Annotated in this window: 20 protein-coding genes; 8 read left to right on the forward strand and 12 right to left on the reverse strand. The window is 53.9% G+C overall.

Translation table 11 applies throughout. The features are described from left to right. Positions 1 to 2 precede the first annotated feature (2 nt). The 11 genes from atpH to ravA all read right to left on the reverse strand — a co-directional run bounded on the left by atpH (position 3) and on the right by ravA (position 10553). On the reverse strand, positions 3 to 536 hold the full coding sequence (atpH, locus tag COO59_RS13530; protein WP_103060312.1) for a F0F1 ATP synthase subunit delta: 534 nt from the start codon (positions 534 to 536) through the stop codon (positions 3 to 5). Between the two features lie 14 nt (positions 537 to 550). After that, positions 551 to 1021 (reverse strand): F0F1 ATP synthase subunit B, encoded by a 471-nt coding sequence (gene atpF, locus COO59_RS13535; RefSeq protein WP_103060313.1) that lies wholly within the window; start codon positions 1019 to 1021, stop codon positions 551 to 553. Between the two features lie 119 nt (positions 1022 to 1140). Beyond that, positions 1141 to 1383, reverse strand: a complete 243-nt coding sequence (gene atpE / locus COO59_RS13540; protein ID WP_038629267.1) for a F0F1 ATP synthase subunit C — start codon at positions 1381 to 1383, stop codon at positions 1141 to 1143. Positions 1384 to 1432: 49 nt separating this feature from the next. Next, complete coding sequence (gene atpB / locus COO59_RS13545; protein WP_103060314.1) at positions 1433 to 2251, reverse strand: F0F1 ATP synthase subunit A; 819 nt, start codon at positions 2249 to 2251, stop codon at positions 1433 to 1435. A gap of 8 nt (positions 2252 to 2259) precedes the next feature. Continuing rightward, positions 2260 to 2643: a F0F1 ATP synthase subunit I gene (gene atpI / locus COO59_RS13550; protein WP_103060315.1), complete on the reverse strand. Its 384-nt coding sequence runs from the start codon at positions 2641 to 2643 to the stop codon at positions 2260 to 2262. A gap of 711 nt (positions 2644 to 3354) precedes the next feature. After that, a complete protein-coding gene (gene rsmG, locus COO59_RS13555; RefSeq protein WP_103060316.1) occupies positions 3355 to 3972 on the reverse strand; it encodes a 16S rRNA (guanine(527)-N(7))-methyltransferase RsmG in 618 nt (205 codons plus the stop codon). Between the two features lie 102 nt (positions 3973 to 4074). Beyond that, positions 4075 to 5964, reverse strand: a complete 1890-nt coding sequence (gene mnmG, locus COO59_RS13560; RefSeq protein WP_103060317.1) for a tRNA uridine-5-carboxymethylaminomethyl(34) synthesis enzyme MnmG — start codon at positions 5962 to 5964, stop codon at positions 4075 to 4077. Positions 5965 to 6407: 443 nt separating this feature from the next. Continuing rightward, complete coding sequence (gene mioC / locus COO59_RS13570) at positions 6408 to 6848, reverse strand: FMN-binding protein MioC (RefSeq protein WP_103060318.1); 441 nt, start codon at positions 6846 to 6848, stop codon at positions 6408 to 6410. Between the two features lie 155 nt (positions 6849 to 7003). Then, a complete protein-coding gene (gene asnC, locus COO59_RS13575; protein WP_085069191.1) occupies positions 7004 to 7465 on the reverse strand; it encodes a transcriptional regulator AsnC in 462 nt (153 codons plus the stop codon). 134 nt (positions 7466 to 7599) lie between these two features. Next, positions 7600 to 9060, reverse strand: coding sequence for an ATPase RavA stimulator ViaA (gene viaA, locus COO59_RS13580; protein WP_103060319.1), 1461 nt, complete (start codon positions 9058 to 9060; stop codon positions 7600 to 7602). Beyond that, entirely contained in the window at positions 9057 to 10553 is a 1497-nt protein-coding gene (ravA, locus tag COO59_RS13585) for an ATPase RavA (RefSeq protein WP_103060320.1), read from the reverse strand. The genes viaA and ravA overlap by 4 nt, the downstream gene beginning before the upstream one ends. A gap of 265 nt (positions 10554 to 10818) precedes the next feature. Here ravA and kup point away from each other — a divergent pair, with 265 nt between their 5' ends. The 8 genes from kup (at position 10819) to rbsR (ending at position 19417) form a co-directional block, all read left to right on the forward strand. After that, a complete protein-coding gene (kup, locus tag COO59_RS13590; RefSeq protein ID WP_103060321.1) occupies positions 10819 to 12687 on the forward strand; it encodes a low affinity potassium transporter Kup in 1869 nt (622 codons plus the stop codon). 202 nt (positions 12688 to 12889) lie between these two features. Continuing rightward, complete coding sequence (locus tag COO59_RS13595; protein WP_103060322.1) at positions 12890 to 13285, forward strand: YgiW/YdeI family stress tolerance OB fold protein; 396 nt, start codon at positions 12890 to 12892, stop codon at positions 13283 to 13285. Between the two features lie 320 nt (positions 13286 to 13605). Then, complete coding sequence (gene rbsD, locus COO59_RS13600; RefSeq protein ID WP_103060323.1) at positions 13606 to 14025, forward strand: D-ribose pyranase; 420 nt, start codon at positions 13606 to 13608, stop codon at positions 14023 to 14025. Positions 14026 to 14032: 7 nt separating this feature from the next. Then, positions 14033 to 15544: a ribose ABC transporter ATP-binding protein RbsA gene (rbsA, locus tag COO59_RS13605; protein ID WP_103060324.1), complete on the forward strand. Its 1512-nt coding sequence runs from the start codon at positions 14033 to 14035 to the stop codon at positions 15542 to 15544. Further along, positions 15541 to 16512 (forward strand): ribose ABC transporter permease, encoded by a 972-nt coding sequence (gene rbsC / locus COO59_RS13610; RefSeq protein WP_103060325.1) that lies wholly within the window; start codon positions 15541 to 15543, stop codon positions 16510 to 16512. Before rbsA ends, rbsC begins: the two co-directional genes overlap by 4 nt. A 23-nt stretch (positions 16513 to 16535) precedes the next feature. Continuing rightward, a complete protein-coding gene (gene rbsB, locus COO59_RS13615) occupies positions 16536 to 17417 on the forward strand; it encodes a ribose ABC transporter substrate-binding protein RbsB (protein WP_409371596.1) in 882 nt (293 codons plus the stop codon). Between the two features lie 63 nt (positions 17418 to 17480). Continuing rightward, positions 17481 to 18410, forward strand: a complete 930-nt coding sequence (gene rbsK, locus COO59_RS13620) for a ribokinase (protein WP_103060326.1) — start codon at positions 17481 to 17483, stop codon at positions 18408 to 18410. Between the two features lie 5 nt (positions 18411 to 18415). Beyond that, positions 18416 to 19417: a ribose operon transcriptional repressor RbsR gene (rbsR, locus tag COO59_RS13625; protein WP_409371595.1), complete on the forward strand. Its 1002-nt coding sequence runs from the start codon at positions 18416 to 18418 to the stop codon at positions 19415 to 19417. On the opposite strand, the gene mdtD is transcribed toward rbsR, so the two are convergent. After that, the gene (mdtD, locus tag COO59_RS13630) at positions 19414 to 20817 is read right to left on the reverse strand and encodes a multidrug transporter subunit MdtD (RefSeq protein WP_103060341.1); all 1404 of its coding nucleotides are present in this window, start codon (positions 20815 to 20817) and stop codon (positions 19414 to 19416) included. The two genes, rbsR and mdtD, sit on opposite strands and share 4 nt — an antisense overlap. Between the last annotated feature and the right edge of the window lie 520 nt (positions 20818 to 21337).

Raw genomic sequence — 21337 nt, forward strand, 5'->3', positions numbered from 1 at the left:
CCTTAAGACTGCAAGACGTCTGCCAGACGCTCAAGACGGCCGCGTACGCTACCGTCAATGACCATATCACCCGCCTGGATGATAACGCCTGCCATTACAGACTTATCGATTTTGCAATTCAGCTTAACTTTGCGTGACAGACGCTTTTCCATTGCGGTGCTGATTTTAGTCAGCTGCTCGTCGCTCAGCGCACTGGCAGAGATGACATCCACTTCCGCGGTCGCCTCCCAGGCGTCACGCAGGTGGATGTACTGCTCCAGTACTGCCGGCAGCGCGGACAAACGTCCGTTTTCTGCCATAACCTTGATAAGGTTCTGACCTGCTTCGTCGAGTTGGTCACCACAGACTGCGATGAACGAGGCAGATAAGGTTTCCGGTGCCAGAGCACCGGAAAGCAATTCGGCCATCTGTTCGTTGCGAGCGACTTCTGCAGCGAACGTCAGCATTTGTTGCCAACGATCGATGCTTTGATGCTCAACGGCAAAGTCAAAAGCTGCTTTGGCGTAGGGGCGAGCTACAGTAATTAGTTCAGACATCAGCCCCTCCCTCCTTACAGTTCAGCGACCAGTTTATCTACGATGTCGCTGTTAGCAGCTTCATCCACGGAACGTTCGATGATTTTCTCGGCGCCGGCCACAGCCAGCATCGCGACTTGCTTACGCAACTCTTCACGGGCACGTTTACGCTCGGCGTCAATTTCCGCCTGCGCCTGTGCCACGATCTTGTTACGTTCCTGCTCAGCTTCAGCTTTCACTTCGTCCAGGATCTGAGCGCGGCGTTTGTTCGCCTGCTCGATGATAACCTGAGCTTCTTCTTTCGCTTTTTTCAGCTGGTCGGTCGCAGTTGCCTGTGCGAGATCCAAATCTTTTTTGGCGCGTTCTGCAGAAGCAAGGCCTTCAGCGACTTCTTTCTGGCGCTTTTCGATGGCAGCCATAATCGGCGGCCATACGTACTTCATGCAGAACAGGACAAACAGGACGAACGCGATGGCCTGGCCGAGGATTGTTGCGTTAAGGTTCACAGCACAATGCCTCTCGTTAAGTTAACTTACTCTGCCGTTATCGAAGACAACCTGCAGATTCTGTTCATCGTCTGATGCTTTTCGCTCCAGGCCGATGAACTCTCGTTTGGCCCTGTCGCTTAGCCCGCGACAGCAAACATCACGTACAGACCCAGACCGACAGCGATCATCGGGATTGCATCCACCAGACCCATAACAACAAAGAACTGCGTACGCAGCAGAGGGATCAGATCCGGTTGACGCGCAGCGCCTTCCAGGAATTTACCTCCGAGGATGCCGATACCGATCGCAGCACCGATTGCCGCCAGGCCCATCATCACAGCGGCAGCCATGTACAGCAGATCCATATTCAGGTTTTCCATGACAGTCTCCAGTTTGTTTCAGTTAAAACGCAGTAGTGTTAATAAAAAATCAATGTTCTTCGGATGCCATCGACAGATAGACAATCGTCAAGACCATGAAAATGAAAGCCTGCAGCGAAATGATCAGGATGTGGAAAATGGCCCAAGGCACACTCAGAACCCACTGTGACCACCACGGCAACAGACCCGCAATCAGGATAAAGATCAGTTCACCCGCATACATGTTGCCGAACAGTCGCAGACCGAGAGAGACCGGTTTAGACAGCAGGCTTACCCCTTCCAGAATCAGGTTGATGGGAATGAAAAGCGGATGATTAAAGGGTTGCAGGGTCAGCTCTTTAGCAAAACCACCAACACCTTTCATTTTGAAGCTGTAGAACAGAATCAAAATAAAGACGCCCAGAGCCATAGAGAGCGTGACGTTTACGTCAGCGGACGGCACCACGCGCAGCGCAGGCAGACCAAATATATGCTCACCAATATATGGCAGGAAATCGATGGGCAGCAGATCCATAAAGTTCATCAGGAATACCCAGACGAAAATGGTCAGCGCCAGCGGGGCGATAAGTTTGCTTTTACCGTGGTACATATCGCGGACGTTGCCGTCAACGAAGCCAACCACCAGCTCAATAGCTGCCTGTAATTTTCCCGGAACGCCGCTGGTGACGCTATTGGCCACTTTGCGGAACAGCACCAGGAAAATCAGACCCAGCACCACGGAGAAAAACATGGAATCAATATTTAATACCCAAAACGTCGCCGGAGCGTCGTGCGGATTCACCAGCTCGAAAGTACGCAGGTCCAGCTGAAGGTTATTCAGATGGTGTCCTATGTATTCTTGCGGAGTAGAGATTTCTCCTGCAGCCATGATGCCTCTTACCCTTTGTTGTTAATTACAGCCGGTGCCACAATCTGAACCACCAGCACCGATAACCAGGTTAACCCAACCGGCACAAATACCGCGTTAAGCACGCCCAGCGCCAGAATGAGCAATAAAATGGTGACAAACACTTTCACCGCTTCACCGAGCGCGAAGCTCCAGGCTATACGCCCTTTTGCAGGGGCTTGCGCGCCCAGGCGCCAGGCCAAAATCACAAACAACACGTTTGGCAGCCAGGCTGCCAGTCCACCTGCGATGGCAGATGCGCCCCATGTGAAATCTTTAAGGGCAAAAAACAGCGCGCCAATAACGAGCAAAGTCGCCAGCTGCCATAGCAGCACGGTCCGGGCTAATTTCACACTGTAAAGAGACACTGACATGACGCTGAAACTCTCCTGCCCCGATCGGGGTATGTCGCGTGTCGTATAAAACTGCCTTTGCTCTTTTGAGTCAAGCAGCAAAAAACGAGCAAATTATACGGGCCGCACCTGCGATTTCAATCGATAAGTAGCGAAAAGGTGAACAATTATTTAAATTTCTTTCGGCAGCCCTATTTTTTAAAAGTCGCTTTCTGAGAAAACCGCCAGCTTATTACAACAATTCCGTCAAATTTATGCTCATAAAGCGTGCGTTAGATCACATTTCATTAATATAACGCTGACAAAATATGCAGGAATAATCTTAAAAAACCTGCCGAACTGAAAATAAAAAACTTTACGATTCAAATGGATAACAAAAATAAACGGATATTATGCCGGGAAGGATAATAAATAGCTTAATTTGACATCACGATTAAAAATTTCATCAACAATATATCGTTACTTCAGTTGAGTGATAAAGTCGATATATTTTCAACAGTGACTATTTATTGGCGTTTTGTTCGCTAACTACGTGATCATCATGATAATCAATTGTAAAATTCAGGTTAAATATTACTAAAAGTTTCAGATAATGACTACGCGCCTATTTAACTTCTGGGCAACAAAAGCAGCGAAAAAATAGCGAAAGTAAACAGAATCAAATGGCCATTTTTTAACCACAGACGTGGCTAAAAAAGATGCCACCCCGTAATAACCGGATGGCACGGAAAGCTAAAGCGCCTTAATAATGACCAGGTGACGCTCTCCTTCCAGCTGCGGAACCTTCAGCTCTACCACGTCCGTGACCTGAAACTGAGGTGGCAATGCCGCGATTTCCTCCGCTGGATGCTGCCCTTTCAGCGCATAAAAACGCCCTTCCCTGCCGGGAAGATGATGGCACCAGTTCACCATATCGCTCAGTGAAGCAAACGCCCGGCTGATAACGCCGTCAAAGGCGGGTTCGCCGCTAAAGGCTTCAACCCGGCTCTGTACCGGCTCAATATTTTGTAAGCCCAGCGCAAATTGAACCTGGCGCAAAAACCGTATGCGTTTGCCGAGGCTATCCAGCAGGGTGAAATGAGAATCAGGACGTACGATAGCCAGCGGAACGCCCGGTAAACCGGGGCCGGTACCGACATCGATAAAGCGGTTGCCGGTAAGAGAGGGGTTAACCACAATACTGTCGAGAATATGGCGCACCAGCATTTCTTGCGGATCGCGAACCGAGGTAAGGTTATAGGCCTTATTCCACTTATGCAGCAGTTCAACATAGCCTACCAGCTGCTGTTTTTGCTGATCGGACAGAGAAATGTTGGCTGCGCTGAGCAGCTGAGTCAGTTTATTAATCACAAAATATTCCAGTCGCTAAAGGCGGGGCAGGCTTCTGGCAGAAAAATCACGCCGACCGTGAGCGTTTGCCAGTGAAAAATAAGGCGGTTTCCCGCCTTATTATCAGGCGCTTTTACGCAGCAAGCCCTGCTTTTTCAAATAAATAAGCAAAATAGAGATGGCCGCCGGCGTAATGCCGGAAATACGTGACGCCTGTCCAATCGAGCTGGGCTTATGATCGTTCAGCTTGGCGATCACTTCGTTCGACAGACCGTTAACGTTGCGATAATCCAGATCCACCGGCAACAGCGTATTTTCATTGCGCTGCTGGCGATCTATCTCTTCCTGCTGACGGGCAATATAACCTTCATATTTAACCTGGATTTCAACCTGCTCGGCAGCCTGCGGATCGGCCAGCGCCGGACCAAAGCCTTCCAGTTCCATCAGTCGCTGATAGGTCATCTCAGGGCGACGCAGCAGATCTTCTCCGCTCGCCTCTTTAGTCAGCGGCGTATTCAGCGCCGCGTTCACCAGCGCAACATCGGTAGATTTAGGATGAACGTGGAGGTCACGCAGACGCTGACGCTCCAGTTCAATGCTTTCCAGCTTCTGATTGAAGCGCGCCCAGCGGGCATCATCAACCAGGCCCAGTTCGCGAGCGGTTTCCGTCAAACGCAGATCGGCATTGTCTTCGCGCAGCATCAGACGATATTCAGCGCGTGACGTAAACATGCGGTACGGCTCTTTAGTACCCAGGGTGCAAAGATCGTCAACCAGTACGCCAAGGTAAGCCTGATCGCGACGTGGAGCCCAGGTCTCTTTCTCGGCAGAGAGACGACCGGCGTTAAGACCCGCCAGCATGCCCTGTGCAGCCGCTTCTTCGTAACCGGTCGTGCCGTTAATCTGTCCGGCAAAAAACAGGCCCTGAATAAACTTACTTTCCAGCGTCGGTTTTAAATCGCGCGGATCGAAGAAATCGTACTCAATCGCATAACCCGGACGCACGATCTTCGCGTTTTCCATTCCCTTCATTGAGCGCACAATTTGCATCTGCACGTCAAAAGGCAGGCTGGTCGAAATCCCGTTCGGGTAAATTTCGTTGCTGGTCAACCCTTCCGGCTCAAGGAAGATCTGATGAGCATTACGATCGGCAAAGCGCATCACCTTATCTTCGATCGACGGGCAGTAACGCGGGCCGATCCCTTCGATCACCCCGGCATACATCGGGCTACGATCGAGGTTATTGCGGATGACTTCATGCGTCTGCTCATTGGTATGGGTGATGTAGCAGGGAACCTGCTGTGGATGCTGCGAGGCATCGCCCATAAACGAGAAAACCGGCACAGGATCGTCGCCATACTGCGGAGCCAGCACGCTGAAATCGATAGTGCGGGCGTCAATGCGCGGCGGCGTACCGGTTTTCAGGCGGCTGACGCGCAGCGGCAGTTCGCGCAGACGGCGCGCCAGCGGAATAGAAGGCGGATCGCCGGCACGGCCGCCGCTGTAGTTATCGAGGCCGATATGGATTTTGCCGTCGAGAAAGGTTCCCACCGTAAGCACAACCGCACGGGCGCGGAACTTCAGTCCCATCTGGGTAACGGCGCCGACGACCCGATCGTTTTCCACGATCAGATCCTCTACCGCCTGCTGGAAGATCATCAGATTGGGCTGATTCTCCAGCGCGGTGCGTACCGCCTGACGATAAAGCACCCGGTCAGCCTGAGCGCGAGTCGCGCGGACTGCCGGTCCTTTGCTGGCGTTTAGTATCCTAAACTGGATGCCAGCACGATCAATCGCGCTGGCCATCAGGCCGCCCATCGCATCCACTTCTTTCACCAGATGTCCCTTTCCGATGCCGCCGATCGCCGGATTACAGGACATTTGTCCCAGCGTATCGATGTTATGGGTTAACAGCAGCGTTTGTTGACCCATCCGGGCCGCAGCCATAGCGGCTTCTGTGCCTGCATGACCACCGCCAATGACGATGACGTCAAAAGGATCGGGATAAAACATGGGAAATACCTCGTTAGTGTTCGATCAGGGATCGTTGCCCTGGGGCGTGGATTCTACTCAAATTCATAGCGTGACGAAAGCGTCGGGATCGCAGGGTAATTAATAGAAGATCTTTATTCTTTAAAGGATCTCTTTGTTAGATCTCTTATTAGGATCGCCGGTTTCTGTGGATAAGCCCGGCTTTGCTTAGCAGATCAATCAGTTGTTGAGGATCGTTTGCTGTGAATGATCGGTGATCCTGATCCGTATAAGCTGGGATCTAAATGGCGACTTATCCACAGAGCAAAAAAGCATCACGGGTTATACCTTGGATAACTACCGGTTATCAGACCCTTTTGAGCATGGTTATCCACAGCTTACGGGAAGATCCTGGGATAAAAACAGTGAAAAAAACTGGGGATCAACCGAAAAAAGCGCGGAGATCCCAGCTTCGATCGCGCCTTTTACAGCAATGAGCGCCAGTTTTCTAACCAAACCTCTGCCGGATCTTCAGGGATCTCATGCTCAAGGACATCAATTTCCAGCCGCTCGCCGATGCGTTTTGCCCCCAGGCTGACCATCAGCTGCTCAAACTGCTTAATGGCGCCGCAAAAAAGATCGTATTCACGGTTACCAATACCTACCGCGCCAAAGCGTAAGTCAGAAAGATCCGGGCGCTGCTGTTCCAGCGCTTCATATAATGGCTGCAGGTTATCCGGCAGTTCGCCAGCGCCATGCGTAGAACTGACGATCAGCCACAGTCCCTGTAATGAAAGTTTGTCCAGCGTTGGGCCGTGCAGCGTCTCGGTTGAAAAGCCCGCTTCTTCCAGCTTGTCAGCCAGATGTTCGGCGACATATTCCGCACTGCCCAGTGTGCTGCCGCTAATAAGAGTAATATCTGCCATGGTGCGATCCTGCAACGCGCTGTCATCGAGAGCGAGCATTGTACGCTGTGATCAGGCTGGGATCTACCTGTGGAAAACAGGAAGATTAATAGAGTTTAAGACGTGGATCCGGCTGTCCGGCGCGGCTCCACGATCGGGATAAGTTTATGCACAGCTCAGGGCTTGATGGTGCGCATAATCGGGTTTTGCAGGGAGATCAGGGTTTCGGTGGACTGGATTTCATCAATGGTCTGGATCTTGTTGATAAGCACCAGCTGCAGGGCATCAATCGATCGGCACATGACTTTAATAAAGATGCTGTAGTGACCGGTGGTATACCAGGCTTCCACGACCTCATCCAGCGCTTCCAGTTTGGCCAGCGCCGCCGGATAATCGCGGGCGCTTTTTAGAATGATGCCAATAAAGCAGCAGACGTCATAACCCAGCCGTTTGGGATCGATCTCTACGCGCGTGCCTTTGATAATACCGGCCTGGCGCATTTTCTCTACCCGCACATGAATGGTGCCGGGACTAACGTTAAACTGTTTGGCCAGTTCGGCATAGGCGGTACGGGCATTGTCCAGCAGCGCATTAAGGATACCGCGATCCAGATTATCGAGTTGTAGCGTTTCTGCCACGTTACGCTCCACGGTTGGCTAAGAATAAAGAGGGAAGGGAAGTTCGTCGACCCGGACAGAAACCGGTCCGGCTGAGCTGAAGTCATCCTACCGTTGCCGACGAAGAATGCAAAGGCAATCTACAGGCGGCAGCGCTAACGCTTCCAGCGACGCAGCAGGCGCTGCTTCAATCCGGTATCGAAGCGCCAGATATGATCGAAAATACGCAGAATGCCCGGCTTCCCGTGCGCCGACATGGCGACCGCATGAAAGCGCTGGCGCTGCTGCTGTTGCTGGCGCCCGATCGTTTTAATAAGCGCATCCGGCAGCCGCTGAGCAATAAAATCTGAGACGATCACCGCATCCGCTTCCTGCCACGCTTTGCCCTGCAGGCGCTGCAGCACCGCCTCCAGACAGGCGGCGAGATCGGTGCCGCCGCGAAAGCGCTGGTTAAGGAAGCGGATCGCCTGAGCGATACCATCCTCCGCCGTCAGTTCATAACCCACAACTTCATGCGCAAACAGCATGATGTAGCAGCGGCGTTTATCGGCCAGCGCCACTTTGAGCAAGGCCAGACAAAAAGCTTTTGCGCAGCGCTCGTTAAAGCCGCCCATAGAGCCTGAGGTATCCACGCAGACAATAAAGGGGCCGCGTGGACACGCTTCCTGTTGCTGATGATTTACCGGGCGCTGCGTTATTTTTTCATGCCAGCTCTCGCCCTGCAGACGATAGGTCAGCAGGCGTTTCTCTACCAGCCGCCGGTAGAACTCCAGTTCCAGCTCGCTGATCCCCAGCGTCGCCAGTTCGGCAGGCAACAGCCGCAGCACATCGTCGCTCTGATGCAGGCCGTTAACTTCTTCCGGTACGCAGGCGGGCTCGCGCACCTGCTGACGCAGTGCCTCCGGCGGCGCCTCTTCGGTTGGGACAGCTTTCGCGGCGCGGCTGCGGCCCAGCTGCTGCGCCAGTTTCATCAGTTCCGGCTGCCCGGCAAGGAACTCGCCATATTCCACCAGCCGCTGGTAATCGTGGTGCTGTAACGGCGCGGCGCTCATATCCCACAGACGGCCAGCGGAGGCCTCTTCGTTTTCCGACAGCAGCGGTGCGAGCTGCCCGCTGAGCGCCATACGCCGCTGCAGTTCAGCCAGTAACTCTTCCCGTTGCTGCTCCAGCAGTTGCTCATTAAGCGTCATGGTTTGTAACGTCAGGCTGAGCCGCCAGCGCTGAAGAAAAAGCGTATGCTGCGCCGGACTTAACCGCTGGCAATCGCTATTGTCCACCAGCATCCGCGCCTGCTCAGCAAAAGGCGAAGCCAGCTTATCCAGGTCGTTTAGCAGAGAGGGCAATGCGGCGGTAAAATGCGGTGGGTCAAGGGTTTGATAGTGCTGGAACAGGTTAAATTCCTGATCCAGCGTAACGGGCACCGGCGTCGCCTTTAAATGCTCAACGATTTCTGCCTTCCAGCGTGGCATATCGCGTAACAGCGCCTGTTTCATGCCGGGGAACTTTTCGAAAAACAGCACCAGCTGCGGCGAAGCCAGCAGCGCAATCACCAGATCTTCGACCAGATCCCCTTCGCTAATCGACAGCAGCGCGCTGAGCGTATCCAGAGAGATCATCGTCTGGCTTGTTTTAGCTGCTCTGCCACATCCTGTAGGCTAGTTTCAATACGGGCCAGCCAGTCATCGCTGATAAACAGACAGCGCTGATGCTGAGTAAAGAGCGCGCGCTGGCTACGCAGCTGATTTTCCAGCTCGTCCAACGCCTCGCTGATTTCCGGCGGCAGGGCCGCATTATCGGCGTTTCCGGGCAGCGCCAGCCGAGACGACTGCAGGCTGACGTCGCGCAGCGCCAGGCAATCGCTATTGTCCACCTGTAAATCCAGCGTCTGAGCAAAGCCGATGCCGTTCAGCTTGCCGCGTACCTCGCCGCCTTTTTGCAGCCAAAGTTGCAGCGCGTCGTGGGTGATAACCACATGGGTGACCTGTATCTCATGCAGCATCAGCGGCTGTTGCAGCATCAGCGTCAGCGTCTCTGCGGTAAGCGAGGCGGGCAGTTCATAGTGCGCTTTGCGGCTAAACATTCCGCCATGCTTTTCCAGCCGGATCGCCCGATCGAGGCTTTGCTGCTGCGCCAGCGCCAGACGGCGCGCTTTAATGTGCTGTAGCCGGATAAGTATCGGCTGCTGCTGCCACGCCTGTTGGGTAATTAACGTATCGATTTCCCGATCCAACAGCTTCATTGAAGAGAGATCGTGCCACAGACAATCTTTTAGCAGGATCAGATCCACCGGCGCGATGGTTTGACGGCCGCTGTAAAAGGCGCAGGCCTGCAGCAGATGTATCGCCTTTTTCCAGCGCCGGTCGGAAATGTAAGGCGCCTCCGGTAACGCTTCCAGCCGCTGGCGCAGCTGATAAATCAGTTCAAATACCGGCTCCGGCAAGGAAACCTGACTGATGCTGGCCTGCCACTGTTGATACTCTTCATCGCTAATGCACAGCGCGCTATCGACCGGATTCGCGTTTTCATCCTGCTGGTGGATCAGCATATTACGGAAGTTGTGCTTTTCATGAACGTTATCCAGCCACAGGCGAATCAGCATTCGGTCATACAGCGCTTCCAGCCCGCTATCCGCTTCGGGCAGTTCGTTGGATGCGGTCACCAGCAGACGCATAGGAATACGTTCTTCGCTGTCGCCGTTGCGAAAGCGGCGTTCATTAATGGCGGTAAGCAGCGTGTTGAGAATTGCCGGACCCGCTTTCCAGATTTCATCCAGAAAAACGATTTCCGCGTCGGGAAGATAGCCTTTGGTGAGCCGCTGATAGCGGCCTTCATCTTTCAGCGCCTGAATGGAAAGCGGACCGAACACCTCTTCCGGCGTGGAGAAGCGCGTCATCAGATATTCAAACGCGCGCGCATGCTGAAAAGCGTATTTCAGGCGACGGGCAATCAGACTTTTGGCGATACCCGGCGGACCGAGTAAAAAAACGCTTTCCCCGCTAAGCGCCGCTAACAGGCAAAGGCGAATAGCATGGTGACGTTCATATAAGCCTTTTTCTAATGCATTGCTGAGGCGTGAAATTCTTTCCGCCAGTAAATGTGGTTGAGCCATAATCAGTCAATTATCCTGTTACTACTGCACGCGCAATACCCGCTTAGCGAGCGCAAACACTACTGGCTATCATGCTTGAAAGCGTTGATAGACGTCAGCTTTTTTATCGCGAAACGGTGAAGCGGCGCTCTTATTGTCTAATATTGACAAAGGTTGCCCAGACACAGGGGTGGGCTTTTACAGAAAATTAGGCATACTGTGCGCTTTTTGATGACCTGAGCCGTGCGCAAAAATGCGTCACTTCGCTCCAACAAAAGATGACATTATGAGCTCTGATAAGAAGCAGCCGCTCGCCGCAGTTACCCTGGCGGCAATAGGCGTGGTTTACGGAGATATTGGTACCAGTCCGCTTTACACCCTACGCGAATGCCTCTCCGGGCAGTTTGGTTTTGGCGTAGAGCGGGGAGCCGTATTTGGCTTTTTATCTCTGATTTTCTGGCTGCTGATCCTGGTGGTATCACTGAAATATATCAGCTACGTTATGCGCGCCGACAATGCCGGAGAAGGTGGGATACTTACCCTGATGTCGCTGGCGGGCCGCAATACCGGCGGACGCGCTACCGCGGTGCTGGTAATTATGGGGCTGATTGGCGGCAGCTTCTTTTATGGCGAAGTGGTGATTACGCCCGCTATCTCGGTGATGTCAGCAATAGAAGGTCTTGAAATCGCCGCGCCATCGCTGGATACCTATATTGTGCCGCTGTCGATTACCGTGCTGACGTTGCTGTTTATTATTCAGAAACATGGCACCGGTATGGTCGGTAAGCTGTTCGCTCCGGTCATGCTGCTGTGGTTTGGCGTACTGGCGGTGCTGGGCGCGCGCAGCATTTTTCATAATCCGGAAGTTCTGCAGGCGTTGAATCCGGCCTGGGCCGTGCATTTCTTTATTGAATATAAGCAGGTTTCTTTCTTTGCGCTGGGCGCGGTGGTACTGGCGATTACCGGCGTGGAAGCGCTGTACGCCGATATGGGGCACTTTGGTAAAATACCGATTCGTCTGGCCTGGTTTAGCGTGGTCGTCCCGTCGCTGGTGCTGAACTATTTCGGTCAGGGCGCGCTGCTGCTGGAGCACCCGGAGGCGATTAAAAACCCCTTTTTCCTGCTGGCGCCGGACTGGGCGCTGATCCCCATGTTGATTCTCGCGACGTTAGCCACGGTTATCGCCTCACAGGCGGTGATTTCCGGGGTGTTTTCCCTGACGCGTCAGGCGGTGCGCCTGGGATATCTGCCGCCGATGCGCATTATCCATACCTCGGAAGAGGAGTCAGGTCAGATCTATATCCCGGTAGTTAACTGGCTGCTCTATTATGCGGTGCTGATTGTGATTATCAGCTTCGAGCATTCCAGTAATCTGGCGGCGGCTTACGGTATCGCCGTGACCGGAACCATGATCCTGACCTCGGTTCTGGTATGTACGGTCGCGATCAAAAACTGGCACTGGAATCGACTGCTGGTGGCGCTAATCCTGCTGGGGCTACTGTGTATTGATATTCCGCTTTTCTCGGCCAACCTGATTAAAATTTTCTCCGGCGGCTGGCTGCCGCTCTGTCTGGGCCTGGTGATGTTTATCATCATGACCACCTGGAAAAGCGAGCGTTTCCGTCTGCTGCGCCGCCTGCACGAGCACGGTAATTCCCTGGAGGCGATGATCGCCTCGCTGGAGAAATCGCCGCCGGTGCGCGTGCCGGGTACCGCGGTTTATATGTCGCGTGCGCTGAATGTGATTCCTTTTGCGCTGTTGCATAACCTGAAACACAACAAGGTGCTGCATGAGCGCGTGGTACTGCTGACGCTGCGCACCGAGGATGCGCCTTATGTGCATAACGTTCGTCGCGTTACCATTGAACAGCTTTCACCGACTTTCTGGCGCGTGGTGGGCAGCTACGGCTGGCGGGAAACGCCCAATATGGAAGAGATCTTCCATCGCTGTGGTCTGGAAGGGCTTAACTGTCGGATGACGGAAACCTCCTTCTTTATGTCGCATGAATCGCTGATTATCGGTAAACGCCCCTGGTATTTGCATCTGCGCGGCAAGCTGTTTCTGGCGCTGCAGCGTAACGCGCTGCGCGCGCCCGATCAGTTTGAAATTCCGCCGAATCGGGTTATTGAGCTGGGAACGCAGGTGGAAATCTAGCGATGTATCAGCAGGGCAGCAGCGGCTGCTCTCAAATTGATAAAAGCGTGCCTGAACTTTTCCGTGCTTTGGGTTGGTTAGTTGTCTGAGGGCGGCCAGACAACAAACTGACAAAAAAATGGCTTGTCTTAAGATCCTGTCCAGAACTCTGTGCTGTACTTAGGAACATCTATCCGCGCCATTATCAAACGAGGGAAATCCGATGAAGAAACATGCTGCAATGGTTGCGATTGTTGCTTTGTTCACGATGCCGGCACTGGCGGCGCAGACCGGTGGTTTTGTCGATCCGAATGCGCCGCAAACCCAGGCCCAGAAAGGAGGCTTTAAAGGGCCGAAAAATGTGGTCACGGTAAAAGAAGCGAAAGAGATGAAGGATGACAGCTGGGTTACCGTACGCGGCAATATTGTTAAGCGCCTCAGCGATGATGATTATCTGTTCCAGGATAAAACCGGCACGCTTTCAGTGGAAATCGATGACGAAGACTGGCAAGGCCAGAGCGTAGCGCCTGGCGATAAAGTTGAGCTGCAGGGCGAACTGGATAAAGCCTTTAACGATGCGCGGCTGGAAGTGAAGCAGGTACGTAAAATCCAGGGCTAATCCCCGGCGCTTAGCTGCTGCGTTAGCGTATCCAACAGATGCTGCAACGTTTATCAACACAGCCAGAAGCCGTTATGGAAAGCAAAGCTGCATTAGTGACTCAGGGCATGGGTAAAGTCATTGTCCTGCGGCTGGTGAAGAATGAATTCGCGTATACGTTTACGGGCCGTAACCGGCCCGTTTCTTCGCCTAAATCAAATTCCTCCGCACCTCAGCGAAACGTTTCGATAACGATCACAGTTTCGCTACCTTTCTGTTGTCAAATTCGCCGCTTTTTCTGACACTCCCGGCTGGCGAAACGTTTCGCTCAGGAGCGAATCATGAAAAAAGGCACTTTACTCAACGCGGATATTTCCACGATCGTTGCGCGTCTCGGACATACCGACAGCCTGACGATTGGTGATGCCGGGCTGCCGATCCCAGCCGGCCCGCAGCGTATCGATCTGGCGGTAACGCACGGTATCCCCAGCTTTTTGCAGGTGGCGCAGGCCGTTACGCATGAAATGCAAGTAGAAAGCGCCATTATTGCTGAAGAGATCCGCACGCATAATGCCGGACTGCATCACGAGCTGATCGCGCTGCTGGACGCGCTACAGCGGCAGCAGGGCAATAACATCGCTATCGCCTATGTTCCTCATGAACAATTTAAAACCTTAACGCAACGGAGCCAGGCGGTGATTCGCAGCGGGGAATGTACGCCCTACGCAAATATTATCCTGTCCGCCGGCGTGACTTTCTGAGGCTGCTATGCAACCGCTACTGCAACTAAAAGGCATCGAAAAATCATTCCCCGGCGTGAAGGCGTTGAATGGCGCTGCGCTTTCCGTTTATCCAGGCCGGGTAATGGCGCTGGTAGGCGAAAACGGCGCGGGCAAATCCACCATGATGAAAGTGCTGACCGGCATCTATAAACGCGACGCCGGATCGTTGCAGTGGCTGGGCGAAGAGACGCATTTCAGCGGGCCGAAAGCGTCGCAGGAGGCGGGCATCGGCATTATCCATCAGGAGCTAAACCTGATCCCGCAGCTCTCCATCGCGGAGAATATTTTCCTGGGCCGCGAGTTTGTTAATCGTTTTGGCCGTATCGACTGGAAAAAGATGCACACCGAAGCGGATGCGCTGCTCAAGCGGCTTAATCTGCGCTTTACCAGCCATCGGCTGGTGGGCGATCTCTCCATCGGCGATCAGCAAATGGTGGAAATTGCCAAGGTGCTCAGCTTTGAGTCAAAAGTGATCGTGATGGATGAACCCACCGATGCGCTAACCGATACCGAAACGGTGTCGCTGTTTCGGGTAATTAACGAACTTAAAGCGCAGGGCTGCGGCATTGTCTATATCTCCCATCGCATGAAAGAAATTTTTGAAATCTGCGATGACGTAACGGTTTTCCGCGACGGCCAGTTTATTGCCGAGCGCAGCGTCGATACGCTAACGGAAGCCTCGCTGATTGAAATGATGGTGGGACGCAAGCTGGAAGATCAGTATCCGCGTCTGGATAAAGCGCCGGGCGAGATCCGCCTGCAGGTAGAAAACCTCAGCGGGCCGGGTATTGATAACGTTAGCTTTACGCTGCGCAAAGGCGAAATTTTAGGCGTGTCCGGGTTAATGGGCGCCGGGCGCACCGAACTGATGAAAGTGCTGTACGGTGCGCTGCCGCGCAGCGCGGGCAAAGTGGTGCTAAACGGGCGCGAAGTTAACGTCCGCACGCCGCAGGATGGCCTGGCCAACGGCATCGTTTATATCTCTGAAGACCGTAAGCGTGACGGCCTGGTGCTGGGCATGTCGGTTAAAGAAAACATGTCGCTGACCGCGCTGAGCTATTTCAGCAACGGCGGCGGCGGGTTAAAGCACAGTGCCGAACAGCTGGCGGTCAGCGATTTTATTCGTCTGTTTAATATCAAAACGCCGGGCATGGATCAGACCATCGGCCTGCTTTCCGGCGGTAATCAGCAGAAAGTCGCCATTGCCCGTGGCCTGATGACGCGGCCCAACGTACTGATTCTTGATGAGCCGACGCGCGGCGTGGACGTTGGCGCCAAGAAAGAGATTTATCAGCTGATCAACCAGTTTAAAGAGGAAGGGCTGAGCATCATTCTCGTCTCTTCTGAAATGCCGGAAGTGCTGGGGATGAGCGATCGCATTCTGGTTATGCATGAAGGCCGCCTGAGCGGCGAGTTTTCCACTGAACAAGCCACGCAGGAAGTCCTGATGGCCGCCGCCGTAGGCAAGCAACACAGCGAGGAGTTAGCACATTTATGAGTACGCAAACCTTACCAGCTCGTCGCCGCTGGTTCAGCAAGGCCTGGCTGCTGGAGCAAAAGTCTCTGATTGCCCTGATTGTGCTGATTGCGGTAGTTGCCAGCCAGAGCCCGAACTTTTTTACCGTTAATAACTTGTTCAATATCCTGCAGCAGACTTCGGTAAACGCCATTATGGCGGTGGGTATGACGCTGGTTATTCTGACCGCCGGCATCGACCTTTCCGTTGGCTCGCTGCTGGCGCTAACCGGCGCGGTAGCAGCATCCATCGTCGGACTGGAAGTTAATGCGCTGCTGGCCGTGGCCGCCGCGCTGGGGCTGGGTGCAGCGATTGGCGCTATTACCGGCACCATTGTCGCGAAGGGCAAGGTGCAGGCCTTTATCGCCACGCTGGTGATGATGCTGCTGCTGCGCGGCGTCACTATGGTGTATACCAACGGCAGCCCGGTGAATACCGGCTTTAATGAGAATGCCGATCTGTTCGGCTGGTTCGGCATTGGCCGTCCGCTGGGTATCCCGACGCCGGTGTGGCTGATGGCGGTGGTCTTTCTCGCCGCCTGGTACATGCTGCACCATACGCGCCTGGGCCGCTATATTTACGCCCTGGGCGGCAACGAAGCGGCAACCCGGCTGTCAGGGATCAACGTCAACCGCGTTAAAGTTATTGTCTATGCGTTGAGCGGTATGCTGGCGGCGCTGGCGGGCACGATTGAAGTGGCTCGCCTCTCCTCTGCGCAGCCAACGGCAGGAACCGGCTATGAACTGGACGCCATCGCAGCGGTCGTGCTGGGCGGAACCAGCCTGGCGGGCGGTAAAGGACGCATTATGGGCACGCTAATCGGCGCGCTGATCCTTGGCTTCCTGAATAATGGCCTCAACCTGTTGGGCGTCTCCTCCTACTATCAGATGATCGTCAAAGCGGTAGTGATTTTGCTGGCGGTGCTGGTGGATAACAAAAGTAGCAAATAGCGCTTACCTCTAAGGATATAAAGATGAAAATGAAAAAACTGACGGCACTGGCGGTATTACTTGGTGCCACGCTCAGCGCCAACGCACTGGCGAAAGACACCATCGCGCTGGTAGTTTCTACGCTGAATAACCCCTTCTTCGTCTCTTTGAAAGACGGGGCGCAGAAAGAAGCGGATAAGCTGGGATACAACCTGGTGGTGCTGGATTCGCAAAATAACCCGGCGAAAGAGCTGGCGAATGTACAGGATCTGACCGTACGCGGCACTAAACTGTTGCTGATCAACCCAACCGACTCGGATGCGGTAGGAAATGCGGTTAAAATGGCAAACCAGGCCAATATTCCGGTGATTACTCTGGACCGCGTAGCGGCGCAGGGTAAGGTCATTAGTCACGTGGCGTCAGATAACCGCTTCGGCGGAAAAATGGCCGGTGACTTTATCGCCAAAAAACTGGGTGAAGGCGCCAAAATTATTGAACTGCAGGGTATCGCCGGAACCTCCGCAGCGCGTGAGCGTGGCGAAGGTTTCAAACAGGCCGCCGATGCGCATAAGTTCCAGATTCTGGCCAGCCAGCCAGCCGACTTCGATCGTACCAAGGGCCTGAACGTGATGCAGAACCTGCTGACGGCGCATCCTGATGTGCAGGCGGTGTTCGCGCAGAACGACGAAATGGCGCTGGGTGCATTACGAGCATTGCAAACCGCCGGTAAATCTGATGTGGTGGTAGTGGGCTTCGATGGTACCGATGATGGGGTTAAAGCCGTTGAAGGCGGCAAACTGGCCGCGACCGTGGCTCAGATGCCGGAAAAAATTGGTCAGGTAGGCGTACAGACCGCTGATAAAGCGTTAAAAGGCGAGAAAGTACAGGCTATCAATCCGGTCGATCTGAAGCTGGTCACCAAATAACTAAAGAAAAGCAGGGCAACGCGCCACCGTTCAGGTGGCGCACTTTTCTGGATGAACCCCGAAATGACGCAAACCGCTAAACTCGCTGTACTTGGCAGTATTAATGCCGATCATATTTTAAATCTGTCACAGTTCCCGCGGCCTGGTGAAACGGTGATCGGGAAACAGTACCAGGTCGCTTTTGGTGGTAAAGGAGCAAATCAGGCGGTTGCCGCCGGTCGCAGCGGCGCAGTTATCTCTTTTATCGCCTGCGTCGGCGCTGACGATATTGGCGAACGTATTCGCCAACAGTTAGCCGCTGACCGCATCGATACTTCACCCGTCTCTGTTATTGACGCCGCCACTACCGGCGTTGCGCTTATCTTCGTCAACGGCGAGGGTGAAAACAGCATTGCTATTCATGCCGGTGCGAATGCCGCATTGACGCCACAGGTTGTCGCGCAGCATCAGCAGGTGATTGCCGGGGCTTCCGCATTGCTGATGCAGCTGGAGTCACCGCTGGAAAGCGTGCTGGCGGCGGCGAAGATTGCCCGACAGCATCAGACGCGCGTGATCCTTAATCCCGCTCCGGCAGCGTCGTTGCCGGATGAGCTGCTGGGGCTGGTGGATATGATCACCCCCAATGAAACCGAAGCGGAAATGCTGACCGGCATCGCGATAAAAAGCGATGAAGATGCGGCCCGTGCCGCCGCCGTGCTGCATAAGAAAGGTATCGCGCAGGTGTTGATTACGCTCGGCAGCCGTGGCGTCTGGCTCAGCGAAAAAGGGGAAGGTCAGCGCATTCCCGGCTTCCGCGTTCAGGCTATTGATACCATTGCCGCCGGGGATACGTTTAATGGCGCTTTAATTACCGCGCTGCTGGAGCAGCAGCCGATGGTGCAGGCGGTGCGTTTTGCGCATGCGGCGGCGGCGATTGCCGTGACGCGTCCCGGCGCGCAGCCGTCCGTGCCCTGGCGCGAAGAGATTGACCGCTTTTTACAGCAGCAGGGGTAAGCGGATTGGCTACCATGAAAGATGTCGCCCGTTTAGCGGGCGTCTCGACTTCGACGGTCTCGCACGTCATTAATAACAGCCGCTTTGTTAGTGAGTCGATTCGGGAAAAAATCGAAGCGGCCATACATGAGCTAAACTATGCGCCCTCTGCCCTGGCGCGCAGCCTGAAGATCAACCAAACCCATACCATTGGTATGTTGCTTACCGCCAGCAGCAACCCTTTCTATGCCGAAGTGGTACGTGGCGTGGAAAACAGCTGCTATGAACGCGGCTATAGCCTGGTGTTGTGCAATACCGAAGGCGATGAAGACCGCATGAATCGCAGCCTGGAAACGCTATTGCAAAAGCGCGTTGATGGCCTGTTGATCATGTGTACCGAAAGTCATCTGCCTTCTGCCGACATCCTGACGCGTTATCCGGGCATTCCTTCGGTGATGATGGACTGGGCGCCCTTTGACGGCGGCAGCGATATTATTCAGGACAATTCATTGCTTGGCGGCGAACTGGCGGCTAACTACCTTATTGCACGCGGCTATACGCGCATCGCCTGCATTGCCGGGCCGCTGGATAAAACCCCAGCGCGGCTGCGGCTGGAAGGATTTAAACAGGCAATGGCAGCAGCCGGCCTGCCTTTACCGCCAGAGCATGTGGTTGACGGCGATTTTGAATTTCAGGGCGGATTTAACGGTATGAATGCGCTGCTGGCCTGCAAATCGCGTCCGCAGGCGGTATTTACCAGCAATGATGCTATGGCCGTCGGCGCGTATCATGCGCTGTATCAGGCGGGGCTACGTGTTCCTGATGATATGGCGGTGATGGGATATGACGATATTGAACTGGCGCGCTATATGACGCCGCCGCTGACGACAATTCATCAGCCAAAGGATGAGCTGGGCGAACTGGCTATCGATACGTTAATTCATCGCCTCAAATCGCCCGGCGGCAGCCAGCAAAGGCTGGTGCTGACGCCGGAGCTGATTGAGCGTCATTCAGTCGCGCAACGCTAAGCCTTTTTACGGCGCTTTGCGCGATCGCTAATCAGGTGGCGGCCATCTCCCGGCTTTAACAACATAAATACCAGCGCCGACAGGATAGTGACCACGCCCATCGTCAGAAAAGTCGAGTGGAACTGTTCAACCGTAGTGCCGCCGAAGTTTTCATAGAAACGCAGCACCGCGGCGCTCACGGCCACGCCAAAACCGATCGCCAGCTGCTGCGTCACCGCCAGCATACTGTTGCCGCTGCTGGCATTCTCATCGGTAAGGTCGGCCAGCGTAATGGTATTCATGGCGGTAAACTGCGTTGACATCGCCATACCCAGCAGGAACAGCGGCAGCAGCAAGATGTAAATCTGCTCGCCCGGCGACTGCAGCGCAAAGCTGGCAATAAACAGACCGATAATCATCGTAATGGCGACCAGCGTGGTGCGATAGCCCAGCCTGCGTAGCACGCCGGTGACCGTCGATTTAGCCAGCATCGATCCAATCGCCGTCGGCGCCATCATACAGCCAGCGATAATTGCCGAATAACCAAATCCCACCTGCAGCATCAGCGGCATAAGAAAAGGAACGCAGCCGGTGCCAAGCCGGGAAGCCACATTTCCCAGGATGCCAATTGAAAAAGTGCGCGTTTTAAACATTGGCAGGCCAATCAGCGGCGTTGGATGACGGCGCGCATGCGCTATATAAAGCAGCAGTAAAAAGATACCAGCCAACAGAACGGCGGCGGCAACCGTACCGGCGACCAGTTTCTCTCCGAAGAGCTCAATGCCGCACGAGAGTAGCACCAGACCAAAGCCGAACAGAATAAAGCCTGACAGATCGAAGCGACGACGCGGTGTTGTAAAGTCCGGCATATATTTACGTGCGTAGACGATACCGAGAATGCCGATAGGGATGTTTATCAGGAAGATCCAATGCCAGGAAGCGTAGGTTACTAAAATGCCGCCAAGCATCGGGCCTACGACCGGGCCGACCAGGCCGGGCAAGGTAACAAAGTTCAGCACAGGCAACAGCTCGCTGCGCGGATAAGCACGCAGTAATGCAAGGCGCGCCACCGGCATCATCATTGCCCCGCCAATCCCCTGGATAATACGGGAAACGACCAGTACCGTTAGCGAGCCGGAAAGCGCACAGATCAAAGAGCCAAAGGTAAAAAGGAAAACGGCAACGATAAAAACCTTCCTTGTGCCGTAGCGATCGGCCAGCCAGCCGCTGACCGGAATTAACATTGCCACCGTCAGGGTATAGCTGATGACCGCAGACTGCATAGCAAGTGGGGAACGCTGGAGACTGTCGGCTATCGCCGGAAGGGCAGTATTCAATATCGTTGCGTCGAGCGACTGCATAAAAAAAGCCATCGCAGCAATCCAGGGGAGGCCGGCCATACTGCGCGCAGATTTGATCATTAAGCATCCTTCTTCTTTATTGTTTACGCGGGCAAAAACAAAAAACGGCAGAGAAATAGAGAATAGCATCAGCCGAAGCCGGTCACTTCGCCAAAAACGGGCAAAACAAAACGGACTTTGGGTTAATAGATGCGCAATAAAAGGTGGTTATTTACGCTATTGGCGAAAAAAGAAACGCTTGGTTGTTTTTTTTAAATTAGGGCTTGCGAGGTTCTGAGAACTCCCTATAATGCGCCTCCACTGACACGGCACAGCGGCTTACGCAGCGTCGAGTCAGGCGGTTCAGCAAAGCTGAATCGCCGGAGAAAAACTTCTGAAAAAGAGGTTGACTCTGAAAGAGGAAAGCGTAATATACGCCACCTCGCGACAACGGCACAACACGCCGGTCGCACCGCTCTTTAACAATTTATCAGACAATCTGTGTGGGCACTCACGGACGGGATATCGCAAAACTAATTGCAGTATCAAGTCTCAGAGTGAACACGTAATTCATTACGACGTTTTTATGAGCATCAGACTT

The sequence above is a fragment of the Mixta theicola genome (genome assembly GCF_002895925.1).
GTDB classification, from domain to species: Bacteria; Pseudomonadota; Gammaproteobacteria; order Enterobacterales; family Enterobacteriaceae; genus Mixta; species Mixta theicola.